Annotated in this window: 17 protein-coding genes; 4 read left to right on the top strand and 13 right to left on the bottom strand. The window is 56.2% G+C overall.

Annotated elements, in window-relative coordinates:
- The first annotated feature begins 55 nt into the window (after nt 1–55).
- A complete protein-coding gene (gene selO / locus JGF26_RS00785; protein WP_134707568.1) occupies nt 56–1,498 on the top strand; it encodes a protein adenylyltransferase SelO in 1,443 nt (480 codons plus the stop codon).
- 40 nt (nt 1,499–1,538) lie between these two features.
- Here the strand turns inward: selO and JGF26_RS00780 are convergent, their stop codons facing one another.
- From JGF26_RS00780 to JGF26_RS00760, 5 genes are read right to left on the bottom strand one after another with little or no spacing between them, the layout of a single operon-like run.
- Nucleotides 1,539–2,309, bottom strand: a complete 771-nt coding sequence (locus JGF26_RS00780) for a 3-hydroxybutyrate dehydrogenase (RefSeq protein ID WP_134707569.1) — start codon at nt 2,307–2,309, stop codon at nt 1,539–1,541.
- 10 nt (nt 2,310–2,319) lie between these two features.
- Nucleotides 2,320–3,711: a GntP family permease gene (locus JGF26_RS00775; protein ID WP_134707570.1), complete on the bottom strand. Its 1,392-nt coding sequence runs from the start codon at nt 3,709–3,711 to the stop codon at nt 2,320–2,322.
- 46 nt (nt 3,712–3,757) lie between these two features.
- Nucleotides 3,758–4,939 carry an acetyl-CoA C-acetyltransferase gene (locus JGF26_RS00770; RefSeq protein WP_134707571.1) on the bottom strand — a complete coding sequence of 394 codons (1,182 nt, stop codon included), beginning with the start codon at nt 4,937–4,939 and terminating at the stop codon, nt 3,758–3,760.
- 9 nt (nt 4,940–4,948) lie between these two features.
- Nucleotides 4,949–5,605, bottom strand: coding sequence for a CoA transferase subunit B (locus JGF26_RS00765; protein ID WP_108090148.1), 657 nt, complete (start codon nt 5,603–5,605; stop codon nt 4,949–4,951).
- A 2-nt stretch (nt 5,606–5,607) separates the two neighbouring features.
- A complete protein-coding gene (locus JGF26_RS00760) occupies nt 5,608–6,315 on the bottom strand; it encodes a CoA transferase subunit A (RefSeq protein ID WP_129324523.1) in 708 nt (235 codons plus the stop codon).
- Nucleotides 6,316–6,455: 140 nt separating this feature from the next.
- On the opposite strand from JGF26_RS00760, the gene JGF26_RS00755 reads away from it, so the two are divergent.
- Nucleotides 6,456–7,379, top strand: coding sequence for a LysR family transcriptional regulator (locus tag JGF26_RS00755; RefSeq protein WP_167587161.1), 924 nt, complete (start codon nt 6,456–6,458; stop codon nt 7,377–7,379).
- Here the strand turns inward: JGF26_RS00755 and JGF26_RS00750 are convergent.
- The 8 genes from JGF26_RS00750 to ppsR form a co-directional block, all read right to left on the bottom strand.
- A complete protein-coding gene (locus tag JGF26_RS00750; protein ID WP_134707572.1) occupies nt 7,346–8,125 on the bottom strand; it encodes a heme ABC transporter ATP-binding protein in 780 nt (259 codons plus the stop codon). The two genes, JGF26_RS00755 and JGF26_RS00750, sit on opposite strands and share 34 nt — an antisense overlap.
- Nucleotides 8,118–9,110, bottom strand: coding sequence for an iron ABC transporter permease (locus JGF26_RS00745; RefSeq protein ID WP_134707573.1), 993 nt, complete (start codon nt 9,108–9,110; stop codon nt 8,118–8,120). Before JGF26_RS00745 ends, JGF26_RS00750 begins: the two co-directional genes overlap by 8 nt.
- Nucleotides 9,110–9,931 carry a hemin ABC transporter substrate-binding protein gene (locus JGF26_RS00740; protein WP_134707574.1) on the bottom strand — a complete coding sequence of 274 codons (822 nt, stop codon included), beginning with the start codon at nt 9,929–9,931 and terminating at the stop codon, nt 9,110–9,112. The genes JGF26_RS00745 and JGF26_RS00740 overlap by 1 nt, the downstream gene beginning before the upstream one ends.
- Nucleotides 9,928–10,956: a hematinate-forming heme oxygenase ChuS gene (gene chuS / locus JGF26_RS00735; protein ID WP_134707575.1), complete on the bottom strand. Its 1,029-nt coding sequence runs from the start codon at nt 10,954–10,956 to the stop codon at nt 9,928–9,930. Before chuS ends, JGF26_RS00740 begins: the two co-directional genes overlap by 4 nt.
- A gap of 47 nt (nt 10,957–11,003) precedes the next feature.
- On the bottom strand, nt 11,004–12,989 hold the full coding sequence (locus JGF26_RS00730) for a TonB-dependent hemoglobin/transferrin/lactoferrin family receptor (RefSeq protein WP_129324528.1): 1,986 nt from the start codon (nt 12,987–12,989) through the stop codon (nt 11,004–11,006).
- A gap of 76 nt (nt 12,990–13,065) precedes the next feature.
- Entirely contained in the window at nt 13,066–13,248 is a 183-nt protein-coding gene (gene hemP, locus JGF26_RS00725) for a hemin uptake protein HemP (RefSeq protein ID WP_134707576.1), read from the bottom strand.
- 172 nt (nt 13,249–13,420) lie between these two features.
- On the bottom strand, nt 13,421–14,467 hold the full coding sequence (gene aroH, locus JGF26_RS00720) for a 3-deoxy-7-phosphoheptulonate synthase AroH (protein ID WP_049006390.1): 1,047 nt from the start codon (nt 14,465–14,467) through the stop codon (nt 13,421–13,423).
- A 152-nt stretch (nt 14,468–14,619) separates the two neighbouring features.
- Complete coding sequence (ppsR, locus tag JGF26_RS00715) at nt 14,620–15,453, bottom strand: posphoenolpyruvate synthetase regulatory kinase/phosphorylase PpsR (protein ID WP_028017244.1); 834 nt, start codon at nt 15,451–15,453, stop codon at nt 14,620–14,622.
- A 335-nt stretch (nt 15,454–15,788) separates the two neighbouring features.
- Between ppsR and ppsA the strand changes: the two genes are divergently transcribed.
- Nucleotides 15,789–18,167: a phosphoenolpyruvate synthase gene (gene ppsA / locus JGF26_RS00710; protein ID WP_134707577.1), complete on the top strand. Its 2,379-nt coding sequence runs from the start codon at nt 15,789–15,791 to the stop codon at nt 18,165–18,167.
- Between the two features lie 233 nt (nt 18,168–18,400).
- Nucleotides 18,401–19,801, top strand: coding sequence for an MFS transporter (locus JGF26_RS00705; protein ID WP_028017246.1), 1,401 nt, complete (start codon nt 18,401–18,403; stop codon nt 19,799–19,801).

The following is a 19,801-nucleotide window of genomic DNA, read 5'->3' as shown; positions in this document are numbered from 1 at the left end:
CTTTCACCCGTGTTTAAGTGCGGGTAAACCCTCTACACTAAAAGCAGGAGGACTTATGACCCTGTCTTTTACTGCTCACTGGCATGACGAGTTGCCTGGTTTTTACACAGCACTCAAACCAACACCCTTACAAAATTCGCGTCTTATCTGGCACAACGATCGGCTGGCAGAGGAACTGGCGATTCCACCTGCCATGTTTCAGCCTTCAGACGGCGCTGGCGTCTGGGGGGGCGAAAAGCTCCTCGCAGGCATGCAACCCCTGGCTCAGGTCTATAGTGGACACCAGTTTGGCGTCTGGGCGGGGCAACTGGGCGACGGCAGGGGGATCCTGCTTGGTGAACAACAGCTTCCCAACGGGGAGACGGTTGACTGGCACCTGAAAGGCGCAGGCCTTACCCCTTACTCGCGGATGGGGGATGGGCGTGCGGTATTACGTTCAACGATTCGTGAATGCCTGGCATCTGAAGCGATGCATGCGCTGGGGATCCCGACCACCCGTGCGCTGTCGATTGTCACCAGCGACACGCCGGTTGCGCGCGAAACGATGGAAAAAGGGGCGATGCTGATGCGCATTGCGCAAAGTCATTTGCGCTTTGGCCATTTTGAGCACTTTTACTATCGCCGCGAGACGGAAAAGGTGCGTCAGCTTGCAGACTACGCTATCGCTCATCACTGGCCACATTTGCAGGATGAGGATGATAAATACGTTCTCTGGTTCCGGGATGTGATTGCCCGTACTGCATCAATGATCGCGCGCTGGCAAACGGTAGGATTCGCCCACGGCGTCATGAATACGGACAACATGTCGCTCCTGGGGTTGACCTTTGATTACGGTCCGTTTGGGTTCCTTGATGATTATCAGCCGGGATATATCTGTAATCACTCCGATTATCAGGGCCGTTACAGCTTTGACAATCAGCCTGCGGTTGGATTGTGGAACCTGCAACGTCTTGCGCAAACGCTGTCACCGTTTATCGACGTTGATGCCCTGAATGACGCGCTCGATAGCTATCAGGATATTTTGCTGCGTGAATACGGCATGTTGATGCGCAACAAGCTGGGGCTGATGACCCAGGAAAGGGGGGATAACGAGATCCTCAATGACCTGTTTGCCCTGATGGCGCGTGAAGGCAGTGATTATACCCGTACTTTCCGGATGCTGGGCCAGACGGAGCAGCACAGTGCCGCCTCACCGTTGCGGGACGAGTTTATAGACAGGCAGGCGTTTGACGACTGGTTTGCCCGGTACCGCACGCGGTTGCAGCAAGAGCAGGTTGACGATACCACCCGGCACGCGCAGATGAACGCGGCGAACCCGGCGATGGTGTTACGCAACTGGCTGGCCCAACGGGCGATTGAGCAGGCAGAGCAGGGTGAGTATGACGAGTTACACCGTCTGCATGTGGCGTTACGCACGCCGTTTGCCGACAGGGATGACGATTACGTCAGCCGCCCGCCTGACTGGGGCAAGCGGCTGGATGTAAGCTGCTCAAGTTAGTCATTTTGCCGGGTGACGCGACGCTCACCCGGCTTACCCGTCACTGTGCGACCCACCCACCATCCATGTTCCATGCGACGCCCCGGACATTTACGGCGCTGTCGCTGCACAAAAATAGCGCCAGTTCGCCCAACTGTTCCGGGGTGACAAACTCACCTGAAGGCTGTTTCTCCGCCAGAAGCTGGTCTCGTGCCTGGTCAGGTACGACGCCATCGGCAATGCGTTTGTCGATTTGCTGTTGTACCAGAGGAGTCAGTACCCAGCCCGGGCAGATCGTATTGGCGGTAATCCCCGTGCGGGCGGTTTCGAGCGCCAGGGATTTCGTAAAGCCCACCACGCCATGCTTGGCGGCGACATAGGCTGACTTTTCTTTTGACGCGACTAGCCCATGAACGGAGGCAATGTTAATGATGCGGCCCCAGTTTTTCTCACGCATGGCAGGCAGTGCCAGCCGGCTGGTGTGAAACACGGAAGAGAGATTCAGTGCGATAATGTCGTTCCATTTCTCTACCGGAAATGCCTCAACCGGGGCCACATGCTGTATTCCGGCGTTGTTAATCAGAATATCCACACTACCAAACTGCGATTCGGCGTAGCGCATCATGGCTTCAATTTGCAGTACGTCACGCAGGTCTGCATCGTGATAGCCCGGCTTTTTGCCGAGTTGCGCAATCTCTTCTCTTGCTGATTCGCTGTCGCCGAAACCGTTGAGGATCAGCTGCGCCCCGGCCTTCGCCAGCACGCGGGCGATCCCAAGTCCAATACCGCTTGTCGAACCGGTCACCAGAGCGGTTTTACCCTTCAGATTCATTTTTCTCTCCTTAAACAATGCCGGTCAGATAGAACACGGCAATGACAAAAAGCACTGCCAGACTTTTTATGAGGGTGATGGCGAAAATACCGCCATAGGCCTGACGATGACTCAGGCCGGTGATTGCCAGCAAGGTAATCACCGCGCCATTGTGGGGAAGCGTGTCCATACCACCGCTTGCCATCGAGGCCACGCGGTGCAGAACTTCCAGAGGAATATTGGCGGCGTGCGCAGCGGCAATAAAGCTGTCAGACATTGCCGCGAGTGCAATGCTCATCCCCCCGGAGGCGGAACCGGTGATCCCGGCGAGGACGGTCACGCTGATCGCTTCGTTTAACAGCGGGTTTGGGATTGCGGCCAGCCCTTTTGACAGCACCAGAAAACCAGGCAGTGCAGCAATAACGGCCCCGAAACCATATTCAGAGGCCGTATTCATCGCTGCCAGAATGGCGCCGCTGACCGCCGTCCGGCTGCCTTCAGCCAGACGCCCGCGGATATTGCGAAAACCAAAAATCAGCACCAGCATGATGCCGGAGATCAGCGCCGCCTCCACGGCCCAGATGGCGGTGATTTTACTCACTTCGGTCACAATCGGTTTCGCCAGACCTGGCAGGGTGAGCTCATGGCTCGTACCGTACCAGCCAGGGATCCAGCGGGTAAACAGCAGGTTGAGGATACCCACCAGCAGCAAAGGGGAGAGAGCAATCAGCGGATGCGGCAGATTTATGTTGTCCGGCGTTTCTGGTTCATTTTTGAGGTCCGAGCCGTAACCTTCATTGTTATTGAGTGCTTTACGGCGCTGACGCTCCAGCCAGAGCAGGCCAAAACAGATAATAAACAGGGAACCGATCACCCCAAGCCACGGCGCGGCCCAGGCGTTAGTACCAAAGAAGCTGGTGGGGATAATGTTCTGGATTTGAGGCGTGCCGGGCAGGGCGTCCATGGTAAACGAAAATGCCCCCAGCGCCACGGTGGCCGGGATCAGCCGTTTGGGGATGCCGCTCTGGTGGAACAGTTCGGCGGCAAACGGATAGACCGCAAACGCCACCACGAACAGCGATACGCCGCCATAGGTTAACAGCGCACAGACCAGAACAATGACCGGTATCGCGTGGCGACGACCGAGGATCCGAATGGCGGAGGCGACGATCGATCGTGAGAAACCGGAAAGCTCAATCAGCTTGCCAAAAACGGCACCCAGCAGAAACACCGGGAAGTAGAGCTTGACGAAGCCCACCATTTTTTCCATAAACAGACCGGTAAACGTCGGTCCGACAGCCCCCGGGTCGGTCAGCAACACTGCACCCAGCGCCGCAATCGGCGCAAACAAAATAACGCTATATCCGCGATAGGCCGCCAGCATCAGCAATGCCAGTGCCGCCAGGGCAATTAACACACTCATTACGACTCCTCACTATCATTGTTATATTCGGGTACCAACGAGATGTTTAACGCTCGACGGTCAGAGCGATGCCTTGTCCGCCGCCTACGCACAGGGTGACGAGTCCTTTTTTAGCCCCCTGACGCTGCATTTCGTACAGCAGCGTGACGAGAATGCGGCAGCCGGAAGCACCAATCGGATGACCCAGCGCAATCGCGCCACCGTTGACGTTCACCTTTGACTCATCCCAGCCGAGCAGCTTGCCCACCGCCAGCGCTTGCGCCGCAAAGGCTTCATTGGCTTCAATGAGATCCACGTCATCGAGCGTCCAGCCAGCCCGCGCCAGAGCCGTCTGACAGGCACTGACCGGACCAATTCCCATCACGGATGGGTCAACGCCCGTCACGGCGTAACTCGCGATGCGGCCCAGGATCGGCAAACCGCTTTCCCGTGCTTTTTCCTCGCTCATCAACAGTACCGCGGCGGCACCATCATTGAGCGTTGAGGCATTACCCGCCGTGACCGTGCCTTCCTCGTGTAAAAACGCGGGGCGCAGTTGCGCGAGCTGTTCTGCGGTGGTTCCCGGCCGGGGCTGCTCATCACGGCTGATGATCAGGGGCGGCTTTTTACCCTGTTTCACCGCCACTGGCACTATCTCGGCGTCGAATCGACCGGATTCAACCGCGGATGCAGCTTTTTGCTGCGACCGGGCGGCAAAAGCGTCCTGCTGCTCACGAGAAATGCCGTACTGTCGGGCGATGTTTTCTGCGGTGATCCCCATGTGGTAATCGTTGAACGCATCCCATAGCCCGTCGGTAATCATGCTGTCCTGCAGGTCTGTATGACCAAAACGCAACCCTGATCGCGCACCGTCCAGCAGATAAGGCGCGTTGCTCATGCTCTCCTGACCGCCCGCGATAACCACGTCGGCATCCCCACAGCGGATCGCCTGCGCGGCCAGTTGCACCGCTTTTAAGCCCGCACCACACACCAGATTGACCGTTGTCGCGGGCGTTTTGACAGGTAACCCGGCGCGGATTGCCGTCTGGCGCGCGGGGTTTTGTCCACAACCTGCCGTCAGCACTTGACCGAAGAGCAACTCGTCTATTTGATCTGCATGCAAACCGCTGGTCGCAAGCAGGTGTTGTACCGCTACTGCACCCAGTTCAACTGCAGAAAGGGAGGCGAGCGAACCGCGAAAACCACCCACAGGGGTTCGCGCTGCCCCGACAATCATGACGTTTTTCATGTTGAGTCCTCAGTTGAAGCGCATCTCGCGAACGTCGTCCGCCAATTTTATTTTCCCGGCCGTTTTCGCCACGATCTCGTCGATACTCACCCCCGGAGCGTATTCCCGAAGAATGAACGTGCCGTCCTTGATCTCCAGTAACGCGAGGTCGGTTAAGACCCGACGGATGCAGCCCACGCCCGTGAGAGGCAGCGTGCAGCGGGGGAGTAGTTTTGATTCACCACTTTTTGAGGCGTGAGTCATTACCACTATGATGTTCTGTGCCCCGGCAACGAGATCCATTGCTCCTCCCATCCCTTTCACCATCTTCCCGGGGATCATCCACGAGGCGATATTCCCTTCGACGTCCACTTCAAACGCACCCAATACGGTCAGATCGACATGACCGCCGCGGATCATGGCAAACGACTGAGCCGAGTCGAAAATGGCAGCACCGATCCGCGCGGTCACCGTCTGTTTACCGGCGTTAATCATGTCGGCGTCGAGGTTACGCTCATCCGGAAATTCCCCCATTCCCAGCAGACCGTTTTCCGACTGAAGCATCACATCCATCCCCGGCGGAATGTAGTTCGCCACCAGGGTAGGGATGCCGATCCCCAGGTTGACGTAGTAACCGTCGCGCAACTCGCGAGCGACGCGCATTGCCATCTGTTCACGGGTCAACATTGTCAGACTCCTTCCGCGCGCAGCGTGCGCTGTTCAATGCGTTTTTCAAACTGACCGACAATCACTCTGTCGACGTAAATTCCTGGGGTGTGAATAGCGGACGGAGGCAGTTCGCCCGGAGGAACAATTTCTTCCACCTCCACAACGGTTATCCGGCCCGCCGTGGCCATCAGTGGATTAAAGTTTTGCGCGGTATGGCGATAGATAACGTTGCCGTACCAGTCTGCTTTCCAGCCTTTGATAAGCGCGAAATCACCCGTAATGGCCTCTTCGAGGACGTAGTGCTTCCCCGCAAACTGACGAATTTCCTTGCCAGTCGCCACGGGAGTGCCATAGCCGGTGGCGGTGTAAAATGCCGGAATACCGGCTCCACCCGCGCGCACTTTTTCTGCCAGCGTCCCCTGAGGCGTGAGTTCAATCTCCAGCTCGCCGCTCAATACCTGTTGCTCAAACAACGCGTTCTCACCGACGTAAGACGCCACCACCTTGCGTACCTGCCGCGTCTCAAGCAGTATTCCGAGGCCGAAACCATCCACGCCACAGTTGTTTGAAACCACCGTCAGATCGTTCACCTGACGGCGTCTGACTTCTGCAATCAGGTTCTCTGGGATGCCACACAAGCCGAAACCGCCTGCCAGCAATGTCATCCCGTCCGTCAGCCCTTCCAGCGCTTGCGCATAGCTGCTGACGCGTTTATCCAGTCCCGCCATCGTCATTTCTCCCGTTGTCCGTGCCGGTATCATTAGGGGCGGTGACTCATTTGTTAATTTTGAATTTGTGACCCACTCATTTGGTTTTTTTATTAATTTCCTGTTAACTAAATTTTTTCAATTAGTTAACAGGATAAAAAATGAGAATGAGTGTCAAACAGTTACGTGCGTTTTTAGCGGTAGCTCACACTCTGAATTTCGCGCACGCCAGCGAACGGTTAAATCTCTCCCAGCCGGCACTGAGCCTGACGATTAAAGGGCTTGAGGATGTGCTGGGAGGGCTACTGCTGCAGCGGAGCACGCGTAAAGTGGCGTTGACACAGGAAGGGGAGACGTTTTTGCCCATGGCGCGGCAACTGCTTGCCGACTGGGATAACGTCGAAGAGGCGATGCATCAGTGTTTTACGCTACAGCGTGGCAAAATCTCGGTCGCGGCCATGCCGTCGTTTGCCGCGAATGTCTTACCGGAGGTACTCAAGGCCTTTCGCGATCGCCACGCCGGGATCAACGTCACCGTGCATGATGTCATCAACGAACACGTGATCGAGATGGTTCGGGAAGGGCGGGTGGAGATGGGGATCGCGTTTGAGCCGGCACCCACGCATAACCTGCTGTTTACGCCCCTGGGTCTCGACAGATTTGTCGCCATTGTGCCGAAAGATTCCTCTCTTGCCGGTAAAAAACGCTTGTCATGGGAAGAGCTGCTGACGCTGGATTTCATCACCCTGCAGCGACCCTCAGCGGTACGTCTGATGATGGAAGAGGAGCTGGCCCGAAGCGGCAGAAAACTGGATGTGGCGCTGGAGAGTCATCAACTGGTGACGGTGGGGCGGATGGTCGCCAGTGGACTGGGCGGCAGCGCTGTTCCGGCATTGTGCGAAACGCAGATGGCGGCGTTAGGCGCGGTCTGTATTCCACTGGATAACCCGCTTATTGAGAAATGCATTGGCGTGATCCATCCAGGGCACACGCAGCTTTCAAAAGCGGCGCGTGCCCTGCTGGAAACACTGAAGGATTTTTATCAGCCTGGTCAGGGGGCGAGAAACACCTGCGGCGTGGCGTAAACTGGATGTCTGCCGACGAGCACTTCTGCCCCGTACCAGTGTGCCAGCGCATCAGCCTGCAAAACGGCTTCAGGTGCGCCTTCGCAGACCAATCTGCCATTGTGTAACAGCAGGATCCGATCCGCCCACAGCGCCGCCAGATTAAGATCGTGCAGCACGACGCAGACGTGGAGATCTCCCAGATGGGTCAGGGATTTCAGCAGGCGCAGCAGATGTTGCTGGTGATAGAGATCCAGCGCAGACGTGGGTTCATCAAGGAACAGCCAGCCGCGCGGCGCACCCTCGTGCCACAGCTGCGCCAGCGCCCGCGCAAGCTGGATCCGCTGCTGTTCCCCACCGGATAGTGCGGCAAACTGCCTGCCCGCCAGCGGTAAACACCCGGTAATCTGCATCACCTCCTGAACAACTGCGGGTTCGGGGTAACGAGTCCAGGGAGCGCGGCCCATGCCGACTACCGCCTCCACAGGCCAGTCGAAGCCGAGCTGCGTGTTCTGGCGCATCACCGCCCGGCGGCGAGCGAGTCTTTCCGGCTGCCAGGCATTGAGGGGGATATCTGCCAGGTTGCACTGCCCGCCAGTAGGGTTTAAATAGCCCGTGAGCAGCCGCAGTAACGTCGATTTTCCGGCGCCATTCGGGCCAATCAACGCCACCATTTCACCCAGGGATAAATCCAGGGATACTTCGTTTATAAGCGTCCGGAGTCCGGTGTGGAAATCTATTTTTTCTGCACAATAGCGTTCAGCCATGCTCGCCTCCACGACGAAAGATCAGCCACAGAAACCACGGCGCGCCGAGAAGGCTGGTCAGCAAACCAACCGGCATTTCCGCCGGGGCGACCAGGGTACGAGCCACCGTATCCGCAATCAGCAGCAGCGCCGCGCCGGCGAGTACAGATCCGGGGATCACCGCCCGGTGATCTGCCCCGAGCCACATGCGCATCAGGTGGGGGACCACAAGACCGACAAAACCGATAACGCCACTGACCGCTACCGCAGCGGCGACCAGTAAGGCGCTACACAGCAGCAGGATCCGCTGCACAACCGCAACCTCCACACCGAGATAGTGCGCGTCTTCTTCACCCAATTGCAGTAAATTGAGCGCGCTGGCAAGACGCCATATCACCAGAAGAGTGGGCATCATCAGCGAGGTGACGGCCAGCAATGTTGACCATTGTGCCTGGCCGAGGCTGCCCATACCCCAAAGTGAAAGCTGGCGAAGCTGTGCATCATTACTGAGCCATGACAGCACACCGACGGCTGCCCCGCACAGGGCATTAATGGCGATACCTACTAGCAACAACCGGGAAAGCGAGCTGTTACGCTGCTGGCTGAGAAGGAAAATCACGAAAGTGGCAGACAGCGCGCCGAAAAAGGCCGCGATCATCGGGGCATAAAGCATGACCAGTGCAGGTAACGAGAGCGGAATAACCACCCATAACGCAACGGCAAGTGCCGCACCGCTGCTGATCCCGAGCAGGCCCGGATCTGCCAGCGGGTTACGAAATAACCCCTGCATTACACAGCCTGCCAGCGCCAGTGAACCCCCAATAACCAGCGCCAACAGCACTCGGGGCAGGCGTATGGTCAGCCAGATCTGACGCAGCGCATCATCGCTGCCGTTCCACAGCAGGCTGACCGGTAGATGCAACGCGCCAAAACCGGTCGCCACGATCGTCATCGTCGTGAGGAGTGCGGTCAGTATCCACAGTGACAAGGTGATCCGTCGGGACATCAGGGTAGTTGCTCCGCTCTGACGCGCAACTGTTGAATTGCCTGCGGCGTTCGCACGCCAAAGCCCAGAAGCGCCATATCATCAATTGCCAGCAGCTGCTTGTTGCGTCCCGCCGGCGTTTGCGCCAGACCCGGCAGTTTCCAGAGATTGTCTTCACCGCCCAGCGCGTTGATACCCTCCTGAGAAATCACCACCAGGTCGGGCTGGCTGGCAATCACGCCCTCCTGTGACAGCGGTTGATAGCGGGTAAAACCTTGCATCGCATTTCTAAGCCCCGCCGCCTGAATGGCGGCATCCGCTGCGGTCTGTTGTCCGGCAGCCATTGCGGTCATCCCTCCATGGTTGAGGATAAACAGCACCCGCTTGTTGAGTAGCGAGGCGGGCAGGGCGGTCAGGGCCTGACGTAACGTGTTACGCAGGATTTCTCCCTCAACCTCGCGATGTGTCGCTTGCGCGATGACCCGCACCTTTTCATCAATGACGCCCAGCGCGTTACTTGCCGGAACGGTGACGACCCTGATATGGCTTTGCTCAACCTGCTTTAATGCCAGAGACGGTTGCGCCTGGGCGCTTGCCAGCACCAGGGTGGGACGCATGGACAAAATGCCTTCCGCATTCAGCTGGCGCAAATATCCCACGTCAGGCAGATCGTTTGCTGCCTGTGGCCACTGACTGGTACTGTCGCGAGCCACCAGAGACGACTGTGCGCCAAGGGCAAAGACAATTTCCGTCACGTCGCCGCCAAGCGTAACGATTTTCTCCTGCGTGGCGGCAAACGCCATCAGGGGCAGGGCGCTGAGAACGGCGAGCCATTTTTTCATGCGGCCAACCCTTTCGCCGTTAAGGCGTCTATCTGGCTACGCCATTGGCTCTGTTCCGGCTCGCCTTCGGTACGCTGACCATACAGCTGAGCGATTTGTGTGCCGTCGGCGGCAAACAGCTCCAGGCTGGTGACATGCCCGTCAGCCGTCGGTTTGCGCGTGACCCACGTTTCCGCAATGGCTTCTTCAAGCAGATGCAGGGTAAAGGTAGGGTTAAAGATGTTCAGCCAGCCTTTCATCGGCACCAGTCTTTCCACCACGCCGGTGAAGATCTGCACGCAGCCGCGGTTGCCGACAAACACCATAATTTCGTTGCCGTCCCGGCGCGCCGTCTCCAGCAGCTGCGCCAGCGCGGAGTTCTCTACCCTGCAGGCCAGATCGTCACCCACCATGCGAAACGCCTGCTGGCGGCTGAGATTGTGGCGCTTCAGCAGGCCGAAGAACTGGTGCACGTCGGTCATGGCGCGCCACTCTGTGTCCACGAGCGCGGCTTGCGCGTTTTCTGCGTGAACCGGGACATCGGCCACCTTTAACGCCAGCGGTGGATTATCGGCAAAGATAAAGCGGCGCAGTACGTCGCTCCAGGCGGATACGTCGGTGCTATCGGTGGCGTAGACCTTCAGCAGCGCATCACCCTGATGGTCGAAGAACTGGATGCTTTGACGCTCGCCGCGCGCGGTAGCTTCACTGATGTGAAAAACGCTCGCCCACTGATTGAGGAACAGACGCAGATCCAGTCCGCGTGGGTTCAGTACCAGCCCGGCGTGACCGTGGAGATGCTGATTGGTGAAGGTCCCTACCTGCTCGTGAACGGCATGGTCATTGCGGCAAATGCATTTGGTTTCGCCCACGGCTTCCAGCGCGCCAAGGATATCGCGGATCTCACCGTTCAGGCGCCAGGCATCGTGACCGACGCGGGCAAAGGTCAGTTCAGCTTCACTGATGTTCATTAAACCTGCGATGTCACGCGCGTACTTACCCGGGTTTTCTTCTTTTAGCTCAAGCCAGCGTGTGTAGTGATTCATTGTTTCGTCCTTCTTCATGGATGCCACGGTGAACCGGGGCGAGGGGGTTACCACTGATAGCTTACGAAAATCTTGCCGTTGCGACCGTCCTGCGGAATACCCTGCGGTGACCAGTATTCTTTGTCGAAGGCGTTACCCAACACCACCGTCGTTGTGATGCCTTTCAGTTGTGCCTGACCCTGATAGCTGACGTAGAAATCGTTGACCGCGTAGCCAGGCTGCTTTTTGTAACTGCTGCTGATGTGCGTTGAACGGTCAACAAAGGTACCTATCCAGCCCACGGAGAAACCGCTTTGCGCTACCGGGATATCCAGCTTGCTGGTGACGGTGTCCGGGTTAATGCTGGAGATGTACTCTCCCGTGTCGGTATCTTTCCCGCGCGTGCGGTTATAGGCCAGGTCAAGGTTGAAGATCTCGGCGGAGTATTTCGCCATGACGTCCCAGCCCCAGATTTTGGCATTGGGAACGTTATAGGACATGGTGGTCGCCGCTGCGAAATCGACGGTAGTGGAGATGTAGTCTTTGGCTTTCGTATCGAAATAGCTCGCTTTGAACTCCAGGGCATCGTTCGCCAGCATCAGATCGTCAAAGCGCAGACCAAAACCGAACTCCTGAGTTTCATTGGTCTCCGGACGCAGGTTCGGGTTTGGCACCCAGTAGTTGGTATAGAAGCGGCCGATCGAGAAGTGCTTCGCATCGTTATACATTTCACCCATGGTCGGCGCGCGGAAGGCCTGCGCGTAAGAGCCGAACAGCATCAGCCAGTCGGCTGGGCTGACGGTTAAGCCGGCGCGGGATGACCACTTATCGGCATCCACATCGTCATAACCATCACTGCTGCCGCGATAGTTGTCATAGCGCGTCCCCCCCAGAAGGGTGATGGGCAGATCGCGCAGGGTAATTTCATCCTGCAGCCAACCGGAGCTGAAGTCGATTTTTGCGTCCGGGAAACCGGTCGTCGCACCGCCCGGGCTTTGCTCCTGGCGGTAATATTCTCCGCCGTAGGTCAGGAGGTGTGAGGCAAAGGAGTCGCTAAACAGTCGGGTGCGGTTTTCCACCTTCCCACCTTTCGTGGTTTGCTTGCGGAATTCACCGCTGCCGTTGATGTTCTGGGCGTTAATGCGCGCTTCAGACCAGTAGATTTTGGCATCGGCGTTCAGCCAGTCATTGCCTTCCGGCGCGATGTTGTAGCCCAGCTGAGCGTCACGCTGGATGGTGGAACGGTCAGTCATGGGGTTGCTGGAGGCATCCGCTTTAATGGTTTGCGGATTTTTGGGTTCCTGTGCGTCGTTGTTATAGTAGCGCAGGGAGCCGCTCAGGGTCTGCGCCGGGTCGATTTTCCATCGACCTTTTGCCAGCATGTTGTTAATGGATTCATCATTTGGTGCTGCTGTCCCGTTGCTCTGACGAATGTCACCCCGGTCACGGCTCGACCAGGAGACCAGACCGTCCAGCGTGTCGGTGCGGCCATACGCGCTGGCCCCCATTCCGAGGCTATGATCGCCCGTTGCACCCGTAGCAAATACGCGGTAGCCGCTGTTTTTTCCCGGCTCCAGCAGGTCTTTGGCGTCGGCAGTATCATAGGAGATCACGCCGCCCAGCGCGCCACTTCCGTAGAGCAGGGCGGATGGTCCACGAACCACTTCAACACGTTTAATCAGCGACGGATCGAGGAAGGTGCTGTTCAGGTGGCCGGTATCGGTTCCCTGGCGCACGCCGTCAACCAGCACCAGCACGCCGCGGCGGTCATAGCCGCGCAGGTTCACGTCCTGCCCATTGGTGCGCCCGGTGCCGTCCAGTGTGAGACCAGGAACGTTACGCAGCAGGTCGGCAGCAGAGCTGGCGGTTTGTTTCTCCGGCGCGCTGGCGTCAATCACGCTCACCATCATCGGAGCTTCAAAGGCGCTGCGGGCGTTGCCCGTGGCGGTGACGGTAATATCATCTGCGGCAGCAAACGCGACGCCCGGCAGGGTACTGACGACTGCCAAAGCCAGAATTGACGGGCGTAAAGACGCGGAATGCAGGTATGGCATAGCAACTCTCCATTAAGAATCGAAAGCGCTGGCTGCCTGGGGAACACCTGGGTGGCTGGCGAAGTTATCGTGTTGTTTATTTAGTCAGGATCAGTTTTCCGGCATGGGTCTGGCGTAGCAGGTAGTGCTGACCGTCATGCTCGATAATCACCCGCCCCTCATCGCCGAGCAGGGCTTTGCTGTCAATCCGACGCTCGGTGGAGGCAGGGGCTGTGTGTGTTTTTTCTGGCGTTGCCGCGTTGTTATTCGTACGTGACATAATGTTTATAAATGACAATCAATGTAACAATGATAATCATTATCAATAAACTGTAAAATCACAGCAAGCGTTTTTGTGAAAAAAGGGTGAGAGGATCAAATTTGGGGGTGAAGTGCAGCTTGATGCCCTCACCCCGCCCCTCTCCCACGGGGAGAGGGAGAAGGGCTGGATTTTAGAAGCGCGTATCTACCGCAGAAGCCAGTTTCTCCAGCAGCAGTTCGCTGTCTTCCCAGCTCAGGCACGGGTCGGTAATTGATTGACCGTACACTATTGGCTGTCCGGCAACGATCTTCTGCGTGCCTTCCTTGATGAAACTTTCGGCCATAATCCCCGCGATGGCGGTTGAGCCGCTGCGGATCTGCTGGCAAATTTCATCGCACACATCCAGCTGGCGGCGATGCTGTTTCTGACAGTTACCGTGGCTGAAATCCACAACCAGATGTTCCGGAAGGTCGAACTCTGCCAGCGTTTCACAGGCGGCTGCAATATCTTGTGCATGGTAATTGGGTTTCTTCCCGCCGCGCATAATGATATGCCCGTACGGGTTACCGCTGGTCTGGTAGATGGTCATGTGACCGCTCTTATCCGGCGACAGGAACATATGGCTGGCACGGGCAGCGCGGATCGCATCTACCGCGATACGGGTGTTGCCGTCAGTTCCGTTTTTAAAGCCGACCGGACAGGAGAGGGCGGAGGCCATCTCGCGGTGGATTTGGCTTTCGGTGGTACGTGCGCCAATTGCGCCCCAGCTGATGAGATCGGCGATAAACTGCCCGGTCACCATATCGAGAAATTCGGTCGCCGTTGGTACGCCCAGTTCATTGACCTGCAGGAGCAGTTTGCGCGCCAGCTCAATACCGTGGTTCACGCGGTAGCTACCGTTCAGATCAGGATCGGAAATCAGGCCTTTCCAGCCCACTACGGTCCGCGGTTTTTCAAAGTAGGTTCGCATCACGATCTCAAGGCGATGCTGGTATTTGTCCCGCAGCCCCTGAAGTCGTTTGGCATAATCCATTGCGGCATCCAGATCGTGGATGGAGCAAGGCCCAATCACTACCAGAAGACGTTTGTCTTCACCATTCAGGATTTTTTCAATGCGCCGGCGGGAAGCCGTGACATGTTCCGCAACGGTGGCGGAAACAGGATGCCGCAGTGCCAGTTCAGCTGGGGTAACCAGGCTGTCGATGCGCGCAGTGCGGAGTTCGTCGGTTTTATTCATGGAATGTCTCAGAAAATTTTTGCTTCATCGGCAGACTACCGGGAAGTGATGGGCATCACCTTAAACCAATCCCTGCTGATTTCAAGTTCGGGGCGACACCGCCCCGTGGTTGCCGATGATGATACCTGAATCTGAGCTAATGTACTAGCATATTAGTACATGCGACGATTAAGCCCCATGATGTCGAGAATTTTGGTGGCAATTTCTTCAACCGAATAGTTGGTGCTGTTCAGCCACGGGATCTGGTTTTTGCGGTACAGCGCTTCCACTTCGGAGACCTCCATCCGGCACTGGCGCATGGAGGCGTAGCGGCTGTTCTCGCGGCGTTCTTCGCGGATGGCGGCAAGGCGTTCCGGATTGATCGTCAGGCCGAACAACTTATGTTGCAGAGGCTTAAGGGCGGCAGGTAGCACCAGGTTATCCATGTCGTCAGCAATAAAGGGGTAGTTTGCGGCACGAATACCAAACTGCATCGCCAGATAGAGGCTGGTTGGCGTTTTGCCGCAGCGCGACACGCCAAGCAGGATCACCTGCGCCTGGTCAAGATTACGCAGCGAGATACCGTCGTCATGTGCCAGGGTGTAATCAATGGCAGCGATACGCGCATCGTACTTGGTCAGATTGCCGGGGTTTAGCCCGTGGGTACGATGAGCGATCGGGGTCGGGTCAAGCTTAAGCTCGCTTTGCAGCGGTGCCACCAGCGCCTGCACGATATCCTGACAGAAGCCTTCACTTTGCAGAATGATGGAGCGAATCTCGGGGATCACGATCGAGTAGAACACCAGCGGGCGGACGCCGGTCTGCTGGTAGATGGCATCAATCTGGTCCTTCACCGCTTTGGCGCGGCTCTCATTTTCGACAAACGGCAGCGTGATGCTGTTAATCGAAACGGGAAACTGCGACATCACCGCATGGCCCAGCACCTCGGCGGTGATCGCCGTACCATCAGAAATATAAAAAACGTGGCGATCGACAGCATTATCCATTTTACTCACCCTGAATATCATACCTAATTGCCTGAAAGCATAAATTAAAAAAGTAAATTACACAGCAAAGAACTTATCTTAATTATAAATGAAACGATGTTTTTGATTTTCCTGAAAAGTGGATTTCATTTTTCAAATAGCGACTTTATTTTTGTGGTTTCTGGCTGAATATATAGGAATCATCGGGTTCGTGGGTGATGGGAAAGTATCCGAAAAGTTGAAAATTTAAATTGCTTACACGATTCACCGTTTTTTTAGCGCTAATAAATATGCCACTATAAATACGTAGTCAGGTGTTACTTACTCCGATCAAATATCACAAAAGGATTGTTTCGATGTCCAACAATGGCTCGTCACCGCTGGTGCTTTGGTATAACCAACTCGGCATGAATGATGTAGACAGAGTTGGGGGCAAAAATGCCTCCCTGGGTGAAATGATTACAAATCTGTCGGGTATGGGTGTCTCCGTACCAAACGGGTTTGCCACAACTGCCGATGCGTTTAACCTGTTTTTAGACCAGAGCGGCGTGAACCAGCGCATTTACGACCTGCTGGATAAAACGGATATTGATGACGTTACCGAGCTTGCCAAAGCCGGGTCACAAATCCGCCAGTGGATTATCGACACACCTTTCCAGCCGGAACTGGAAAAAGCCATTCACGATGCGTACAACCAGCTCTCTGCTGACGATGCGCAGGCCTCCTTTGCCGTGCGTTCTTCTGCAACCGCAGAAGATATGCCAGACGCCTCGTTTGCCGGGCAGCAGGAAACCTTCCTGAACGTGCAGGGATACGATGCCGTGCTGGTAGCGGTGAAGCACGTGTTCGCTTCCCTGTTCAACGACCGTGCCATCTCTTATCGCGTGCACCAGGGCTATGACCATCGCGGCGTAGCACTTTCCGCAGGTGTACAGCGCATGGTGCGCTCGGACGTGGGCTCATCCGGCGTGATGTTCTCCATTGATACCGAATCCGGCTTCGACCAGGTGGTGTTTATCACCTCCGCGTGGGGTCTGGGTGAGATGGTGGTTCAGGGGGCGGTCAACCCTGATGAATTCTATGTCCACAAACCAACGCTGGCTGCTGGCCGCCCGGCGGTGGTGCGCCGCACTATGGGCTCGAAAAAAATCCGCATGATCTATGCCCCAACCCAGGAGCATGGCAAGCAGGTTAAAATTGAAGATGTACCGCAGGAGCAGCGTGATCGCTTCTCCCTGACTGACGCTGAAGTACAGGAACTGGCGAAGCAGGCGGTACAGATTGAAAAACACTACGGTCGTCCAATGGATATCGAATGGGCGAAAGACGGGAACACCGGCAAGCTGTTTATCGTCCAGGCACGTCCGGAAACCGTCCGCTCTCGCGGTCAGGTCATGGAGCGTTATACGCTGCACGCGCAGGGTAAAATCGTTGCGGAAGGTCGTGCTATCGGTCACCGCATCGGTGCTGGTCCGGTCAAAGTGATCCAGGACATCAGCGAGATGAACCGTATTGAGCCAGGCGACGTGCTGGTGACCGACATGACCGACCCGGACTGGGAACCGATCATGAAGAAAGCGGCGGCTATCGTCACCAACCGTGGCGGTCGTACCTGTCACGCGGCGATCATTGCCCGCGAGCTGGGCATTCCTGCGGTTGTCGGCTGCGGTGATGCCACTGAGCGCATGAAAGATGGACAGAATGTGACTGTCTCCTGCGCCGAAGGCGATACCGGCTACGTGTATGCCGATATCCTCGACTTCAGCGTGAAAAGTTCCAGTGTTGAAACCATGCCGGACCTGCCGCTGAAGATCATGATGAACGTTGGCAACCCGGACCGCGCGTTTGACTTCGCCTGCCTTCCGAACGAAGGTGTGGGCCTGGCACGTCTCGAATTTATCATCAACCGTATGATCGGCGTTCACCCGCGTGCACTGCTGGAGTTTGATGATCAGGATCCGAAACTGCAGAACGAAATCCGCGAGATGATGAAAGGCTACGACTCACCAAAAGAGTTCTACGTCGGCCGTCTGACGGAAGGGATTGCCACCCTGGGTGCCGCCTTCTACCCGAAACGCGTGATCGTGCGTCTGTCTGACTTTAAGTCTAACGAATACGCCAACCTGGTGGGCGGCGAGCGCTATGAGCCGGAAGAAGAGAACCCAATGCTGGGCTTCCGTGGGGCTGGACGTTATGTGTCCGAAAGCTTCCGCGACTGCTTCGCGCTGGAGTGTGAAGCGGTGAAACGCGTGCGCAACGACATGGGACTGACCAACGTCGAAATCATGATCCCGTTTGTGCGTACGGTGGATCAGGCGAAAGCCGTTGTGGACGAGCTGGCGCGTCAGGGGCTGAAGCGCGGCGAGAACGGGCTGAAGATCATCATGATGTGTGAAATCCCGTCCAACGCCCTTCTGGCCGAGCAGTTCCTGGAACACTTCGACGGTTTCTCAATCGGCTCGAACGACATGACGCAGCTGACGCTGGGTCTGGACCGTGACTCCGGTGTGGTTTCTGAGCTGTTCGATGAGCGTAACGAGGCGGTGAAAGCGCTGCTGTCGATGTCTATTCGTGCGGCGAAGAAACAGGGTAAATACGTCGGGATTTGTGGTCAGGGTCCATCCGACCATGAAGACTTTGCCGCATGGCTGATGGAAGAGGGGATTGATAGTCTCTCCCTGAACCCGGACACCGTAGTGCAAACCTGGCTGAGCCTGGCAGAACTGAACAAGTAACACCATCATAACCCGAAAAGGCGAGGAGATTATTCCTCGCCTTTTTTATTTCTCTTCTTATTTGCTCCCCATCACAAATAAAGTAAAAAACCAAATATCATAATTTGTCTGTTAATTTAGACAATTGTTAGCGCGCAAACCGTTGCTAATACTTGAGCCTTACTGCGCATTTCCCTACCGATGATGCGCAACTGGTTGAAATACGTTTTAACCTGATAAAAAGGCAAATAACAATGACACTTTCCTCTGTATTGCGTACCAAAGATAAAATAGGTTACGGCTTAGGTGATATGGCCAGCGCGCTGGTCTGGCAAACGGCTACGTTATTTCTTGCTTATTTCTATACGGACGTTTTTGGGTTGCCCGCCGCGATTATGGGCACCATGTTTTTAGTGGTACGCGTGGTCGATGCGTTTGTCGACCCGTGCATTGGTGCACTGGTCGACCGTACGCAAACGCGTCATGGCCGTTTCCGTCCCTGGTTGCTGTGGTTCGCCATTCCGTTTGGCGTGAGCTGCCTCATCACCTTCTATGTTCCGGACGTGGGACCTACGGCGAAAATTGCGTATGCCTGCGTGACCTACGCGATCTTAAGCCTGATTTATTCCGCGATTAACGTACCTTACTGCGCCATGCCCGGCGCGCTGACGCTGGATCCGCGCGAGCGTCACTCTCTGCAGTCATGGCGCTTTGGCCTGTCGTTTATCGGTGGGTTGATTGTTACGGTTATTGCCCTGCCGCTGGTCTCATTGTTAGGACAGGGCAACGTGCAGAAAGGCTATTTCTATGCCATGAGCCTGATGGGACTACTCGGGATTGTCCTGTTCTTCTGCTGCTTCCTGATGACTCGCGAGCGTTATTCTCCGCGCAATGATACCTCCGGCTCCATGCTCACCGATTTAAAACTGCTGGCCGGAAACAGCCAGTGGCGTATTGTGTTCGTGTTTAATATTTTGCTGTTAACGGCGGTGGTGACGCGCGGTTCCGCCACCATGTATTACGTCAACTATGTGCTGTTGCGTCCGGAGCTGGTTTTTGCCTTTATTGTTTCCGGAATGGTGGCCTCCTTAAGCGGCGCATTATTATCCGAACGGTTGCTGGGCAAATTTGACCGCGTCCGGGCCTACCAGTGGACCATTATTTCCTTCGTCATCTTCGGCGCGCTGATTTTCTTCCTTCCCCCTTCGCAGGTCTGGCTGATCTTTGGCCTCAATATTGTCTTTAGCTTTGTGCAAAACCTCACCACACCGCTCCAGTGGACCATGTTCTCCGATGTGGTCGACTACGAAGAGCACCGCAGCGGTCGTCGCCTGGACGGGCTGGTTTTTTCCACCGCGCTGTTTGCCATCAAATTTGGCCTGGCGCTGGGTGGGGCGGTCGTCGGCTGGGTCCTTGGTATGGTGGATTACGCCCCGGGACAGGCAACTCAGGCACCGCATGTTCTCTCTACCATTAATGCACTGTTCACCCTTATCCCTTGCGCGTTGTTCCTCTGCATGGTCGCGCTGCTTGCTATCTACAAACTTAACAGCCGGCTGGTGGATTCCATTGCCCGGGAGCTGGCCAGCAAACGTGAGGTGAGACCTGACACGGGGCAACTCAGCCCGGCAACCCCTTCCGCACTACAGGAGTAA

Origin of the sequence: Enterobacter sp. E1, from assembly GCF_016809815.1 — a bacterium.
GTDB lineage: Bacteria > Pseudomonadota > Gammaproteobacteria > Enterobacterales > Enterobacteriaceae > Enterobacter > Enterobacter adelaidei.
Note: the sequence above shows the minus strand (reverse complement) of the source record. Positions and strands in the feature narration are given on the sequence as shown.

Bases quoted from the DNA above. Each gene is read 5' to 3' on its own strand.
- selO (WP_134707568.1), top strand. From the start codon at position 56: ATGACCCTGTCTTTTACTGCTCACTGGCATGACGAGTTGCCTGGTTTT.
- JGF26_RS00780 (WP_134707569.1), bottom strand. From the start codon at position 2,309: ATGAATCTGAAGGGTAAAACCGCTCTGGTGACCGGTTCGACAAGCGGT.
- JGF26_RS00775 (WP_134707570.1), bottom strand. From the start codon at position 3,711: ATGAGTGTGTTAATTGCCCTGGCGGCACTGGCATTGCTGATGCTGGCG.
- JGF26_RS00770 (WP_134707571.1), bottom strand. From the start codon at position 4,939: ATGAAAAACGTCATGATTGTCGGGGCAGCGCGAACCCCTGTGGGTGGT.
- JGF26_RS00765 (WP_108090148.1), bottom strand. From the start codon at position 5,605: ATGTTGACCCGTGAACAGATGGCAATGCGCGTCGCTCGCGAGTTGCGC.
- JGF26_RS00760 (WP_129324523.1), bottom strand. From the start codon at position 6,315: ATGGCGGGACTGGATAAACGCGTCAGCAGCTATGCGCAAGCGCTGGAA.
- JGF26_RS00755 (WP_167587161.1), top strand. From the start codon at position 6,456: ATGAGAATGAGTGTCAAACAGTTACGTGCGTTTTTAGCGGTAGCTCAC.
- JGF26_RS00750 (WP_134707572.1), bottom strand. From the start codon at position 8,125: ATGGCTGAACGCTATTGTGCAGAAAAAATAGATTTCCACACCGGACTC.
- JGF26_RS00745 (WP_134707573.1), bottom strand. From the start codon at position 9,110: ATGTCCCGACGGATCACCTTGTCACTGTGGATACTGACCGCACTCCTC.
- JGF26_RS00740 (WP_134707574.1), bottom strand. From the start codon at position 9,931: ATGAAAAAATGGCTCGCCGTTCTCAGCGCCCTGCCCCTGATGGCGTTT.
- chuS (WP_134707575.1), bottom strand. From the start codon at position 10,956: ATGAATCACTACACACGCTGGCTTGAGCTAAAAGAAGAAAACCCGGGT.
- JGF26_RS00730 (WP_129324528.1), bottom strand. From the start codon at position 12,989: ATGCCATACCTGCATTCCGCGTCTTTACGCCCGTCAATTCTGGCTTTG.
- hemP (WP_134707576.1), bottom strand. From the start codon at position 13,248: ATGTCACGTACGAATAACAACGCGGCAACGCCAGAAAAAACACACACA.
- aroH (WP_049006390.1), bottom strand. From the start codon at position 14,467: ATGAATAAAACCGACGAACTCCGCACTGCGCGCATCGACAGCCTGGTT.
- ppsR (WP_028017244.1), bottom strand. From the start codon at position 15,453: ATGGATAATGCTGTCGATCGCCACGTTTTTTATATTTCTGATGGTACG.
- ppsA (WP_134707577.1), top strand. From the start codon at position 15,789: ATGTCCAACAATGGCTCGTCACCGCTGGTGCTTTGGTATAACCAACTC.
- JGF26_RS00705 (WP_028017246.1), top strand. From the start codon at position 18,401: ATGACACTTTCCTCTGTATTGCGTACCAAAGATAAAATAGGTTACGGC.